The organism is Streptomyces sp. NBC_00425, assembly GCF_036030735.1.
Classification (GTDB): domain Bacteria; phylum Actinomycetota; class Actinomycetes; order Streptomycetales; family Streptomycetaceae; genus Streptomyces.
The window spans coordinates 7,095,783-7,108,779 of record NZ_CP107928.1 but is presented as its reverse complement, the minus strand read 5'-3'; the positions used below and the strand labels follow the sequence as shown (position 1 = coordinate 7,108,779).

Sequence of the window (12,997 nt, the reverse complement as noted above, 5' to 3'; positions counted from 1 at the left end):
AGTTCATCCCTGGGTCTGCTGGATAGCTTCGCGAAGCACCTGGCGGTCGTCGAACGGACGGACCACCCCGGCGATGTCCTGGCCCTGCTCGTGGCCCTTGCCCGCGACCAGCACGGTGTCCCCGGCGTGCGCGCGCGCCACGACCGCGGCGATCGCGGCGGCCCGGTCCTCGAACAGCTGCACGTCGCCGCGCTCGTGGGCCGGTACCGACGCCGCGCCCTGGAGCATCGTCGCGAGGATCGCGAGGGGGTCCTCGGAGCGGGGGTTGTCGGAGGTCAGTACGGCGGTGTCGGCCAGCCGGGCGACGGCGGCGCCCATCGGGGCGCGCTTGGTGCGGTCCCGGTCGCCGCCGCAGCCGAGGACCACGTGCAGCCGGCCCTTGGTGACCTTGCGCAGCGCCCTGAGCACCGACTCGACGGCGTCCGTCTTGTGGGCGTAGTCGACGACCGCGAGGTAGGGCTGCCCGGCGTCCACCCGCTCGAGGCGGCCCGGCACGCCCGGCACGGCGGCGACGCCGTCGGCGGCGGTCCGCGGGTCGATGCCGGCGACGGCGAGGGAGACGATCGCGGCGAGGGTGTTCGCCACGTTGAAGCTGCCCGGCAGCGGCGACCTGGCGCCGACCCGCACGCCGTCCGGACCCAGGACGGTGAACGTCGAGTCCAGCGGGCCGGTCTCCACGTCCACCGCGCGCCAGTCGGCGTCCGGGTCGCCCTCGGCGGAGAAGGTGACGACCGGCACCTCCGCCTCCTGGACCAGCCGGCGGCCGTACTCGTCGTCGAGGTTGACCACGCCGAGTTTGCTGCGTTTCCGCGTGAACAGCTGCGCCTTGGCCCGGAAGTAGTCCTCCATGCCGGAGTGGAACTCCATGTGCTCCGGGCTGAGGTTGTTGAAGACGGCGATGTCGAAGACGCAGCCGTCGACCCGCCCGAGGACCAGCGCGTGGCTGGACACCTCCATCGCGACCGCCTCGACGCCGCGCTCGCGCATGACGGCGAACAGGGCCTGGAGGTCGGTGGCTTCGGGGGTGGTGCGCTCGGACTTGATGCGCTCGTCGCCGATGCGCATCTCGACGGTGCCGATCAGCCCGGTGGACCTGACCGGCTTCAGGCCGCCCTCGACGAGGTACGCGGTGGTGGTCTTGCCGGAGGTGCCGGTGATGCCGATCTGGAGCAGGTCGCGGCCGGGGCGGCCGTAGATCGTGGCCGCCAGTTCGCCCATGGCCCCGCGCGGGTCGTCGACCACCAGGACCGGCAGGCCGGTCTCGGCGGCGCGGTCGGCTCCGGCGGGGTCGGTCAGGACGGCGACCGCGCCCAGGCCCGCGGCCTGGGTGACGAAGTCGGCTCCGTGCAGGCGGGCGCCGGGAAGGGCGGCGTACAGGTCGCCGGGGCGGACCGCCCGCGAGTCGTGGGTGATGCCCGTGACGTCTGCGGCGGTGTCGGCCGGCTGCGCGGCGCCCAGCTGATCGGCGAGCTCCGCGAGGGGTGTGGCGGAGACCTGGGCCGGTCGCGGCGGTCCCGGATATGTCACGGAAGCGCCCTTCTGGGTGGTTTGGGACTGATCAGCGTGTGGCACGGCGGTGAGCGTACCGGGCGTACCCGCCTGCGGGCGAAGCGAGGGCGAGGCCGTCGGCGGACTCGCGGGCGGCCCGGCGGGGGACGCCGTGGGCGGTGCGGGAGTCGCGGGGTCGGGAGTGATCATGGTCACGGGCTGGTTCCTGGCTTGCTCGGCGCTGAACAGTGGCGTTCGGGGGTTCGAGGGCGGACGGGGACGGAGTGCTCCGGCCGGGGCGTGGCCCGGCGCTCAGGGCGTGAAGGAGACCGGGAGGTTCGCGGCCTTCGCCCCGGTCGGTGGGACCTGCAGGGTCTTCAGGGCGAACTCCATGACCTGCTTGAAGACGGGGCCGCAGATCTGGCCGCCGAAGTAGCTGCCCTCGGTGGCGTTCTGGATGGCGCAGTAGACGGTGATGCGCGGGCTGTCCGCGGGCGCGAAGCCGGCGAACGACGAGGTGTACCCCTTGTAGGTGCCGGTGGCCGGATCCACGCGGTTGGCGGTGCCCGTCTTGCCCGCGACGCGGTAGCCGGGGATGCGCGCCTTGGCGCCCGTGCCCTCCCGGTCGTCCACGACCGACTCCAGCATGTGGGCGAGGGTCTTCGCCGTCTTCTGGCTGACGACGCGGCTCTTCGCGGGCGACGCGGCGGGCGTGAAGCGTCCGTCCGGCCCCTTGGTGCCGCGCACCAGGGTGGGCTCGACGCGCACGCCGCCGTTGGCGATCGTCGAGTACACGGAGGCCGCCTGGACCGCGTTGAGGGACATGCCCTGGCCGAAGGGAATCGTGTACTGCTGCGAGGTCGACCACTTGTCGGGCGGGGCGAGGATGCCCTTCGTCTCGCCGGGGAAGCCGAGGCCGGTGTGGCTGCCGAGGCCGAACTTGCGCAGGTACGAGTACAGGACGCGGTTGGCCTCGGCCTGGGTCTTGCCGAGCTGTCCGGTGGCCAGGATCGTGCCGATGTTGCTGGACTTGGCGAGCACCCCGTTGAGCGTGAGGTACCAGGTCGGGTGGTCGATGTCGTCCTGGAAGAGCCGGTCGCCGCGGTGCAGCCGGTTGGGCACGGTGACGTGCGTCAGCGGGGTGGCGGCGTTCTCCTCCAGCACGGCGGCCATGGACATGATCTTGGCGGTGGAGCCGGGCTCGTAGGCGTCCTGGACGGCCGCGTTGCCCAGGGCGCCGGGGTCGGCCTTCGACAGGTCGTTGGGGTCGAAACCGGGCGAGTTGGCCAGGGCGAGGATCTCGCCGGTGCGGGTGTCCTGCACGATGACGTAGCCGCGGTCCGCCGCGGACTTCTGCACCTGCTCCGTGATGGCGTTCTGCGCGGCCCACTGGATGTCGCGGTCGATCGTCAGCTCCACGTCGGAGCCGGGCACCGCGGGCGTCTCGGTGGAGCCCACGGTGGGCACCTGACGGCCGCCGGACTGGGCGTAGCGGATCTTGCCGTCCTTGCCGGACAGCGTGGAGTTCAGCTGCTGCTCGACACCGCCGCCGCCCCTGCCGTCGGCGTTGACCCAGCCCAGTATCCCGGCGGCGAGCTCCTTGTTGGGGTACACGCGCTTGCTGCTGGGCACGGAGAACAGCCCGGCGAGGACGTTGACCGTGGAGCGGTCCGTCTCCGCCTTGGCGGAGAGCGCGGACCTCAGGTCCCGGATCTGCTTCCACACCTGCGGGGTCTGCCGCCCGGCGAGCTTGACGTAGCGCAGGTTCCGGTCCTTCGGCCGCAGCTTCTTGACCAGGGCGGACTGCTGCTGGCCGAGGATCGGCGCGAGAAGGGCGGCCGCCTGCTCGGGACCGTCGTCGATCTTCAGCTGCGCGCGGGCGAACATGGTGGGGTCGGCCGTGATGTCGTAGGCGTCCTCGCTGGTCGCGAAGGCCACGCCGGTGCGGTCGGTGATCTCGCCGCGCTCGGCGGGCAGCACCTGGCCGACGTACCGGTTCTGCTCGGCCTTGGCGGCGTAGGTGCTCGCGTCGACGGCCTGCACCTGCAGGAGGCGGACGACGAAGGCGATGAGCACCAGGGCCAGCGCGAGGCCCACCATGCGCAGCCGGGGGCGGGGGCTGCCGAGCCGGATGACACGCGGGGCGGCGCCGCGGGGAGGCGGTGCGGTCGGACGGCGGGCCGGGCGGGCGCCGGGTCCCGGTCGCCGCTGGGCGGACGCGGGACGGGAGGGCCGGGCGGGGCCGGGCACACGCCGGCGCGGCGGTTCCCTGTCGGACACTTCCGTCACCTGCCGGGGGTCTCGGGGGTGGCTGCGGTCGGGTCGGGGGCCGCGCTCCGCGCGGGGGCGGCGTCCTGCCCGGAGAGGTCCTGCCCGGCCAGGGCGCCGGCCGGCGCGTCGGAGCCGGCCGGTCCGGGCGACTGCGGGAGCGTCCGGGAGAGCCTGACGGTCTCCGGCGGCCGGACGACGGGGTCCGGGGACTGCCGGGCGGCCGCGGACGGGACGCCCTTCACGGTGCCGTCGGGGTTCAGGAACGCCGGGTCCCCGCCCGGGACCATGCCCAGTTCGCGCGCGCGGCGCTGAAGGGCGTCCGGGGCGGAGTAGGAGTCGATGTCCCGCTGGAGCGCCTGCTCCTCGTCGGTGAGGCTCTTGGTGTCCTTCTGCAGGTCGTCCATCTTGAACGAGCCCTCGCTGAGGGCCGAGTTCAGCACGAGCAGTCCGATCAGGCCGCCGCCGAGGAGCAGGACGACCAGGAGGACGAACGGAGTGCGGGCGGCCTGCCGGGGGCCGGCCGGGAAGAGCCGCGCGAGGCGGGCGGCCCTCCCCTTCAGCGCGGGTCTACTGCTCACTCGCCCTCCCCCGGACCGGGTGTGCGGACCCTCTGCTCACGCCCGTCATTCGATGGACTCCCTGATTCGCTCGGCACCGCGCAGCCGCGCCGGGGCGGCGCGCCGGTTCTCGGCGATCTCTTCCTCGGTGGGAAGTTCGGCACCGCGGGTGAGCAGCTTGAGTCTCGGCTGGTAGCGCTCGGGGACGACCGGCAGCCCGGGGGGCGCGGTGTTGGCGGCGCCGGCCGCGAACACCTGCTTCACCAGCCGGTCTTCGAGCGAGTGGTACGACAGGACGGCGATCCGCCCGCCCACGCCGATCGCCCGCACCGCGGCCGGGATCGCCCGCTCCAGGACGGAGAGTTCGCCGTTCACCTCGATGCGCAGCGCCTGGAAGGTGCGCTTGGCGGGATTGCCGCCGGTGCGCTTGGCGGCCTGCGGAAGGGCGCCCCGGATCAGTTCGACGAGCCGGGCGCTGTTGGTGAACGGCTCCTCGTCGCGCTCGCGCACCACCGCGGAGACGATCCGCTTGGCCTGCTTCTCCTCGCCGTACGCCCGCAGGATCCGCACGAGTTCGCCCGGCGGGTAGGTGTTGAGGACCTCGGCGGCGCTGACGCCGGTCGTCTGGTCCATGCGCATGTCGAGGGGGGCGTCCTGGGCGTAGGCGAACCCACGGTCGGCCTCGTCGAGCTGCATGGAGGAGACGCCGAGGTCGAACAGGACGCCCTGCACGCGCGCGACGCCGAGCCGGTCCAGTACGTCGGGGAGCTCGTCGTAGACCGCGTGCACGAGGGTGGCGCGCTCACCGAAGGGGGCGAGGCGCTCGCCGGACAGGCGCAGGGCCTCCTTGTCGCGGTCGAGGGCGATCAGCCGGGCCTCGGGGAACCGGGTCAGCAGGGCCTCGCTGTGCCCGCCGAGGCCGAGCGTGCAGTCGACGACCACCGCTCCGGGCTCCTGGAGGGCCGGGGCCAACAGGTCCAGGCACCGCTGGAGCATCACCGGGACGTGTCGACTGTGACTCAAGGGGGCCTCTCAGATCCGGCGGGTGATGACGCACCGCCGGGTCCCCGCCCCTCGTGAAGGGAAGGCCTGCCGGCGCCGCGGGGAGATCTCGGCGGCCGGGCCGGGGTCTCACGGGTTCAGTCCAGCAGGGAGATCGTCGCCTCCCGCTTCTCGTCACTTTAGTCCACGGGGTCTCGCGGTCAATCAACCGGCCTGCGCGGCGCGGCCCGGGGCGTTCCGGCCGCCCGCAGCCTTGTGGCATACCTCACAAAGTGGGCGTGATGACGCTCTTTTTCCTCTCTCACAGCAGGACCGCGACGCGTGTGACCAGTACCGTCATGGATATGACGACTTCCGCATCCGTACCCAGTGAGACCGCGGGCGCCATACGCGGCGGGACCGTGACCGACCGCCTCGTGGAGGCCAACGAGCGGTACGCCGACGCCTTCACCGACCCCGGCATGGACGCCCGCCCCGTACTGCACGTCGCGGTCGTGGCCTGCATGGACGCCCGTATCGACCTGCACGCCGCGCTCGGCCTGGAGCTCGGCGACTGCCACACGATCCGCAACGCGGGCGGCGTGGTCACCGACGACGTCATCCGCTCGCTCACCATCAGCCAGCGCAAACTGGGTACCCGCAGCATCGTCCTGATCCATCACACGGGGTGTGGTCTGGAGGCGATCACCGAGGATTTCCGTACCGAGCTGGAGATGGAGATCGGCCAGCGTCCGGCGTGGGCGGTGGAGTCCTTCCGGGACGTCGACCAGGACGTCCGGCAGTCGATGCAGCGGGTGCGCACCTCGCCGTTCCTGGTGCACACCGACGACGTCCGCGGCTTCGTGTTCGACGTGCGGACCGGGCTGCTGCGCGAGATCGACCCCGCGTGACCCACGCGACTCCGTCGTCGTTCTTGCCTGTCGTTTCGCTGTTGATGTGCGTCCCCCGGACGCCCGAACGGCCACAACCCCGACATATCACGGACAGTTGTCCACACGCGAGTGACACGAATCGGTAACGGCAGCAAGAATGCGGATGTGACGCCGCGCTGAGCAGTTCGCGGGTGGTGTCCGTGATTCGGGGTGGGCCGGTTAGCGCGACAGAGCGTCGGCCCGTGAAAAGTACGGGCCGAGGAGGGCCGGGTGACGACCTATGACGATCGAGCGAGCCTCACAGATCTGACCGCCACTGTGGAGCGTGTCCGCAGTTCGGTGGAGGGAGTGATCGAGGGCAAGCCCGAGGTCGTACAGCTTTCGCTGACCGTGCTGCTCGCCGAGGGGCACCTGCTGATCGAGGACGTGCCGGGCGTCGGGAAGACGATGCTGGCCAAGGCGCTGGCGAAGTCCATCGACTGCTCGGTGCGCCGTATCCAGTTCACGCCCGACCTGCTGCCCTCGGACATCACCGGCGTGTCCATCTGGGACCAGCAGCGCCGGGACTTCGAGTTCAAGCCGGGCGCGATCTTCTCGCAGATCGTGATCGGCGACGAGATCAACCGGGCCTCGCCCAAGACGCAGTCGGCGCTCCTGGAGTCCCTGGAGGAGCGCCAGGTCACCATCGACGGGCAGACCTACGAGCTGCCCAGCCCGTTCATGGTGGTGGCCACGCAGAACCCGGTCGAGATGGAGGGCACCTACCCGCTGCCCGAGGCGCAGCGCGACCGGTTCATGGCTCGGGTCTCCATCGGCTACCCGAGCGCCGAGGCCGAGCTGCAGATGCTCGACGTGCACGGTGGGGTCAGCCCGCTGGACGACCTTCAGCCGGTCGCCCACGCACACGAGATCGTCAAGCTGATCGACGCCGTCCGGAGCGTCCACGTGGCGGACTCGGTGCGGCGCTACGCGGTCGACCTGGTCGCCGCCACCCGGACCCACCCCGACCTCAGACTCGGCGCCTCGCCGCGCGCGACGCTGCATCTCGTGCGCGCCGCGAGGGCGACCGCCGCGCTGGCCGGCCGGGACTACGCACTGCCGGACGACGTCCAGAACCTCGCCGTGGCCGTGCTCGCCCACCGTCTGCTGCCCACCGCACAGGCCCAGCTCAACCGGCGCACGGCGGAGCAGGTCGTCGAGGACATCATCCAGCGCACCTCGGTGCCGGCGACGCCCCAGCAGCACGGATACGGGCTGGGCAACGGCACCCAGGCGTACGGCCGGCAGCAGCCGCGGAGGCTGTGATGACCGCCGGGGGGACCGGGCAGCCGTCCGCCGGCCAGGCGGGGAAGGGGGACTGGGGCGGCGCGCGCACGGCTCTGGCCGGCCTGACCACCCGCGGCCGTTCCTTCCTGGCGGCCGGCGTCGCGGCCGCCGTCTGCGCCTACGTGCTCGGACAGCCCGACCTGCTGCGGGTCGGGCTGCTGCTGGCCGCCCTGCCGCTGATCTGCGCGGCCGTCGTGTACCGCACCCGCTACCGGGTCGCCGGCAGCCGCCGGCTCGCCCCCGCGCGGGTGCCGGCGGGCAGCGAGGCCCGCGTCCATCTGCGGATGGACAACGTCTCCCGACTGCCCACCGGACTGCTGATGCTCCAGGACCGGGTGCCGTACGTGCTCGGCCCGCGCCCCCGTTTCGTGCTGGACCGGGTGGAGGCGGGCGGCCGCCGCGAGGTGTCCTACCGGGTCCGCTCCGACCTGCGCGGACGCTACCCGCTGGGCCCGCTCCAGCTGCGCCTGAGCGACCCCTTCGGCATGTGCGAGCTCACCCGGTCCTTCTCCACGCACGACACCCTGACGGTGATACCGCGCGTGGAACCGCTCCCCCCGGTGCGGCTGGGCGGCGAGGCCAAGGGGTACGGCGACGGGCGGCAGCGCTCGCTGGCCCTGGCCGGCGAGGACGACGTCATCCCGCGCGGCTACCGCTACGGCGACGACCTGCGCCGGGTGCACTGGCGCTCCACCGCCCGCTACGGCGAGCTGATGGTGCGGCGCGAGGAACAGCCGCGGCGCTCCCGCTGCACGGTGCTGCTGGACACCCGGGGCCTGGCCTACCGGGGGGCGGGGCCGGACTCCGCCTTCGAGTGGGCGGTCTCCGGCGCCGCGTCCGTGCTGGTGCACATGCTGGAGCGGGGCTTCTCCGTGCGGCTGCTGACGGACACCGGCACCTCCGTGCCCGGGGCGGGCGCCGACGGCTACGCCGGGGGCGGCCAGGAGTCGACGGACGCGGCCGGGCTGATGATGGACACCCTCGCGATCGTCGACCACTCCGACGGCGCGGGTCTGTCCCGGTCGTACGACGTGCTGCGCGGCGGCCACGAGGGGCTGCTGGTGGCCTTCCTCGGCGATCTCGACGAGGAGCAGGCGGCGATCGCGGCGAAGATGCGCCAGCGCAGCGCGGGCGCGGTCGCCTTCCTCCTGGACGGCGACGGCTGGGTGCGTGAACCGAACGGCGCCCCCGATCCGATGAAGAGGCAGGAGGAGCGGCTGCGGATGCTGCGCGAGGCGGGCTGGACGGCCCTGAGCGTGCCGCGGGGCGCATCGCTGAACGAGCTGTGGCGGCTCGCGGAGCGCGACCGGGCGGGCGTTGCGGCTTCGGGTGGCGGGGAGGGAAGGGCATGAGCGGGCGGGCTCGACTGACACTGTGCTCGGCGGCGGCGACGCTGCTGGCCTCGTGCGCCCTGCTGCCCCTGGTGGAGCCGGCGACGTGGCTGCTGCAGGCCGCGTTCCTGCTGGCCGTCCAGTCCGGGGTGGGCGCGGCGGCCCGGCGGGTGCCGCTGGCCCGGCCGCTGACCGTGGCCGTCCAGGCACTGGTCACGCTGATGGCGCTGACCCTGGTCTTCGCCCGGGGGCACGCGGTTCTCGGGCTGGTCCCCGGCCCGGACGCCTTCCGGCACTTCGGCGACCTGCTGCAGGCGGGCGCCGACGACGTCGGGCGGTACGCGATACCGGCCCCGCTGTCCGACGGCATCCGGCTGATGGTGATCGGCGGGGTCCTGGTGATCGGCCTTGCCGTGGACACCCTCGCGGTGACGTTCCGCAACGCGGCCCCGGCCGGTCTGCCACTTCTGGCGCTGTACTCGGTCGCCGCCGGGCTGTTCGACGGATCGGCGGACTGGCTGTGGTTCCTGGTGGCCGCCGCGGGCTATCTGATGCTGCTGCTCGCCGAAGGCCGGGAGCGGCTCTCGCAGTGGGGCAGGGTCTTCGGCGGAGCCTCGCACAGCCCGGGCGAGCCGTCCGGACCGGTGGCCCCGGTGCGCACCGGCCGGCGCATCGGGATGGCGGCACTGGGCGTCGCCCTCGTGGTGCCGCTGCTGCCCCTGCCGGCCATCCAGGACGGCCTGCTGGGCGGGACGGGGGCCGGCGTGGGCGCCGGCAACGGCAGCGGGGGCACGATCTCCGCGGTGAACCCGCTGGTGTCGCTGCGCGACAGCCTGAACGTCGACGAGGACCGCACGGTCCTGACCCTGCGCACCAACAGCGGCAACCTCTCGGACCTGTATCTGCGGATCGTGTCCCTGGACGACTTCGACGGCACCACGTGGAAGCCGGCCAAGCGCCACATCACGGCCGTGCCGGACGACTTCCCGGCGCCCACCGGTCTGGGGACCGACGTGAAGCGGGCGGAGATCACCACCCGGATCGCGGCCGCCGGCAGCTACGCGCAGGACTGGCTGCCGATGCCCTATCCCCCCAGCGGCGTGCAGATCAAGGGCAACTGGCGTTACGAGCCGGTCGGCATGACCCTGGTCGGCGACCACGGCCAGAACACCAGCGGCAAGACGTACCAGGTGAAGAGCCTTGACGTGCAGCCGACGGCGCAGCAACTGGCCTCCGCGGCCAAGGCCCCCGAGTCGATCCGGCGGGAGTACACCAAGGTCCCGGACAGCCTGCCGACGGTGGTGGCGAAGCAGGCCCGGGAGATCACCAAGAACGCCACGAGCGGTTACGAGAAGGCGGTCGCGCTCCAGGACTACTTCGCGGTGACCGGCGGCTTCGAGTACGACACCCAGGTCGAGGTCGGCAGCGGCCCGGGCGCGATCGCCCGCTTCCTGCGGGACAAGCAGGGCTTCTGCGTCCACTTCTCGTTCGCCATGGCGGCGATGGCCCGCACGCTGGGCATCCCCGCGCGGGTCGCGGTGGGCTTCGCTCCGGGCTCCCCGCAGGCGGACGGCACGGTGACGGTGAGCCTGAAGGACGCGCACGCCTGGCCGGAGCTGTACTTCGAGGGCGTCGGCTGGACGCGCTTCGAGCCGACGCCCACGCGTGGCTCGACGCCGACGTACACGCTGCCGGAGACCTCGGGCCAGGCGCTGCCCGATGTACCGCAGGCCTCCCGCTCGGCGGACGCCGCTCCGTCGGCCGCCCCGTCGGCGAACGCCAGCTGCTCCGCCACGGACAGAAAGCTCGGCAACTGCGCCGACCCGCTGCCGCTGGACCAGGCGGACCAGGGCGCGGGCGGCACCCCGTGGTACCGGATCGCCGGCTGGGCCCTCCTGGGAGCCGCGGCGCTCGCCCTGCCGCTGCTGCCGATGCTGTGGCGGCTGCGACGGCGTTCGGTGCGGCTGGCGTCCGCCCAGCACGCCGCCGCCACGGCGTCCGGCGCGCCGCCCGGCCGCCGTAAGGACGAGACGCACGGCCGGAGCGACGGCGGCGAGCCCGCGGTGCTGCTGGACGTGCCGCCGCAGGAGGCCGCCGAGGCGGCGGCCGTACATGTCCTGGCGGTGTGGCGCGAGCTCACCGACACGGCCTGGGACTACGGCATCGAGCCGGACGAGGCGCTCACGCCGAGGCGGGCCGCGGCGCGGATCGTGCGGATCGGGGAGCTGGACGAGACGGCGAGCCGTTCGGTGCACCGGGTCGCGGACGCCGTGGAGCAAGTGCTGTTCGCCCCGGTGCCCAGGGCCGAGGCCGGCCTGGCGGACGAGGTCCGCCGGGTGCGGGCGGCCCTGCGGGAGAACGCGGGCAGGCGCACGCGGGTGCGTGCCGTGGTGGCGCCGCGTTCGGCCGTCCGCGCGGTGTGGGACCTCGCCGACCGCTGGATCGCCGTCAAGGCGTCCTGGGCGGCCCGTTTGACGACGCTGGTCCGCCGCCCGTCCCGCCACCAGCCGAGCGGCTGAGGAAGAGCGGGCGGGAGACAGAGCGAGGGGGCGACCACCCTGCCGGGTGGTCGCCCCCTCGATGTCGTTCGTCGGTGGGCGGAGTCAGTGGCCGCCCTGCTCGTCGCGCCGGCGCTGCCAGCGCTGCTCGATACGGTCCATCATGGAGCGCTTCTGCCGACCCTGACCGCGGGTGCGCGGGGCGCCCGGGGCTCCCGCCGCAGCCTGCTCGCCGGGCTTGGGGGCCTTGCGCCAGCCGGTCACGGCGAGCACCGCGCATCCCAGCATGACGAGGAAGCCCACCACGCTCAGCCAGACCTGCTTGGCGACCATTCCGGCCATGAGGAGCGCGATACCCACGAGGAAGCCAGCGACCGCCTGGTAGACCCGCCGCCGGGTGTACGTACGCAGCCCGCTTCCCTCGAGCGCCGACGCGAACTTGGGATCTTCGGCGTACAGCGCTCGCTCCATCTGCTCGAGCATGCGCTGCTCGTGCTCCGAGAGCGGCACGGAGTCCTCCTCATCGTGCAGTCGCCGGGGCGACCCTGGGGGTCCCTTCAGGATAGGCAGGGAATCGCCCCCGTGAAACCCGCCCCTCTACGCCAATTGGCCAACCGGAGCCCGCCATGGGCGTCCCGGCTCGCTGAGGTGTCCATTCCCCGGCAGCCGACCCGTCATGCCGGGCGGTCTCCCTCGATCATACGGCGCACCGGGCCGGAACGGGGGGCCTGTGGCGTACTACATGCACAGTCAAGCGCCTGATCAGCGGTACGACCCGGGAGGCGCTCAGCTCCCGTCGGTCCCCCGTGTCTCACCGAGCACATGAAGCTGGGTGGCCACGGAGTGGAACGCGGGGAGCTCGGCGGCGGCCTCCTCGAGCTTGAGCAGCGCCTCGAGGGCGCCGGGCTCGGTGTCCACGAGGACGCCGGGCACGAGGTCGGCGAAGACCCGGACGCCGTGCACCGCGCCGACCTGGAGGCCCGCGCCCTCCACCAGGGCGGTGAGCTGCTCGGCGGTGAAGCGGCGCGGCACGGGGTCGCCCTCGCCCCAGCGGCCGTCCGCGCCGGTGAGCGCCCGGTGGGCCTCGGTGAAGTGGCCGGCGAGGGCGCGTGCGAGCACGGCTCCGCCGAGGCCGGCCGCCAGGAGGCTGACGAGGCCGTCGGAGCGCAGCGCGGCCACCGCGTTGCGGACGCCCTCGGCCGGGTCGTCGACGTACTCCAGGACGCCGTGGCACAGGACGGCGTCGTAACCGCCGCGCTCGACCACGTCGAACAGCCCGTGGGCGTCGCCCTGGACGCCCTTCACGCGGTCGGCGACGCCCGCCTCGGCGGTGCGTCGCTCCAGGGCGAACAGCGCGTTGGGGCTGGGGTCGACGACGGTGACCCGGTGCCCGAGGAGGGCTACGGGCACCGCGAAGTTGCCGCTGCCGCCCCCGGTGTCGAGGACGTCCAGCGACTCACGACCGGTCGCCTTGACCCGGCGCTCCAGGGCGTCCTGGAGGACGTCCCAGACCACGGCGGTGCGCAGAGAGGCGCGGGAGCGGGGGTGGGAGGCGGGCGGGCGCATCGGATCCGACACGGCAGTTGACTCCTCGGCGCGGCACCGCCTCTTGCGCGGCGGAGCGAACGGGCTGCCTCCCCGGGCCCGGCCCG

Annotated in this window: 10 protein-coding genes; 4 read left to right on the top strand and 6 right to left on the bottom strand. The window is 73.2% G+C overall.

Going from position 1 to position 12,997, the window contains the following annotated elements:
- Positions 1-3: 3 nt before the first annotated feature.
- The 4 genes from OHS82_RS31180 to rsmH form a co-directional block, all read right to left on the bottom strand.
- Positions 4-1,527, bottom strand: coding sequence for a UDP-N-acetylmuramoyl-L-alanyl-D-glutamate--2,6-diaminopimelate ligase (locus OHS82_RS31180; protein ID WP_328435028.1), 1,524 nt, complete (start codon positions 1,525-1,527; stop codon positions 4-6).
- A 273-nt stretch (positions 1,528-1,800) separates the two neighbouring features.
- Complete coding sequence (locus OHS82_RS31175; RefSeq protein WP_277922397.1) at positions 1,801-3,768, bottom strand: peptidoglycan D,D-transpeptidase FtsI family protein; 1,968 nt, start codon at positions 3,766-3,768, stop codon at positions 1,801-1,803.
- Between the two features lie 5 nt (positions 3,769-3,773).
- Positions 3,774-4,337: a septum formation initiator family protein gene (locus tag OHS82_RS31170; RefSeq protein ID WP_328435027.1), complete on the bottom strand. Its 564-nt coding sequence runs from the start codon at positions 4,335-4,337 to the stop codon at positions 3,774-3,776.
- A gap of 45 nt (positions 4,338-4,382) precedes the next feature.
- Positions 4,383-5,339 (bottom strand): 16S rRNA (cytosine(1402)-N(4))-methyltransferase RsmH, encoded by a 957-nt coding sequence (gene rsmH / locus OHS82_RS31165; protein ID WP_079041332.1) that lies wholly within the window; start codon positions 5,337-5,339, stop codon positions 4,383-4,385.
- A 260-nt stretch (positions 5,340-5,599) separates the two neighbouring features.
- On the opposite strand from rsmH, the gene OHS82_RS31160 reads away from it, so the two are divergent.
- The 4 genes from OHS82_RS31160 to OHS82_RS31145 all read left to right on the top strand — a co-directional run bounded on the left by OHS82_RS31160 (position 5,600) and on the right by OHS82_RS31145 (position 11,366).
- The gene (locus tag OHS82_RS31160) at positions 5,600-6,208 is read left to right on the top strand and encodes a beta-class carbonic anhydrase (protein WP_079041331.1); all 609 of its coding nucleotides are present in this window, start codon (positions 5,600-5,602) and stop codon (positions 6,206-6,208) included.
- Between the two features lie 252 nt (positions 6,209-6,460).
- Entirely contained in the window at positions 6,461-7,495 is a 1,035-nt protein-coding gene (locus OHS82_RS31155) for an AAA family ATPase (protein WP_328435026.1), read from the top strand.
- Positions 7,495-8,868: a DUF58 domain-containing protein gene (locus OHS82_RS31150; protein WP_057580308.1), complete on the top strand. Its 1,374-nt coding sequence runs from the start codon at positions 7,495-7,497 to the stop codon at positions 8,866-8,868. The genes OHS82_RS31155 and OHS82_RS31150 overlap by 1 nt, the downstream gene beginning before the upstream one ends.
- The gene (locus OHS82_RS31145; protein ID WP_057580030.1) at positions 8,865-11,366 is read left to right on the top strand and encodes a transglutaminase TgpA family protein; all 2,502 of its coding nucleotides are present in this window, start codon (positions 8,865-8,867) and stop codon (positions 11,364-11,366) included. The genes OHS82_RS31150 and OHS82_RS31145 overlap by 4 nt, the downstream gene beginning before the upstream one ends.
- Positions 11,367-11,450: 84 nt before the next feature.
- Here OHS82_RS31145 and OHS82_RS31140 read toward each other — a convergent pair whose 3' ends face one another.
- Positions 11,451-11,855 carry a DUF3040 domain-containing protein gene (locus OHS82_RS31140; RefSeq protein ID WP_057580028.1) on the bottom strand — a complete coding sequence of 135 codons (405 nt, stop codon included), beginning with the start codon at positions 11,853-11,855 and terminating at the stop codon, positions 11,451-11,453.
- Between the two features lie 276 nt (positions 11,856-12,131).
- The gene (locus tag OHS82_RS31135; RefSeq protein ID WP_057580026.1) at positions 12,132-12,923 is read right to left on the bottom strand and encodes a class I SAM-dependent methyltransferase; all 792 of its coding nucleotides are present in this window, start codon (positions 12,921-12,923) and stop codon (positions 12,132-12,134) included.
- Positions 12,924-12,997: the final 74 nt, after the last annotated feature.

Excerpts from the sequence above, each read along its gene's own strand:
- OHS82_RS31150 (WP_057580308.1), top strand. The coding sequence starts at position 7,495 with ATGACCGCCGGGGGGACCGGGCAGCCGTCCGCCGGCCAGGCGGGGAAG.
- OHS82_RS31145 (WP_057580030.1), top strand. The coding sequence starts at position 8,865 with ATGAGCGGGCGGGCTCGACTGACACTGTGCTCGGCGGCGGCGACGCTG.
- OHS82_RS31160 (WP_079041331.1), top strand. The coding sequence starts at position 5,600 with ATGACGCTCTTTTTCCTCTCTCACAGCAGGACCGCGACGCGTGTGACC.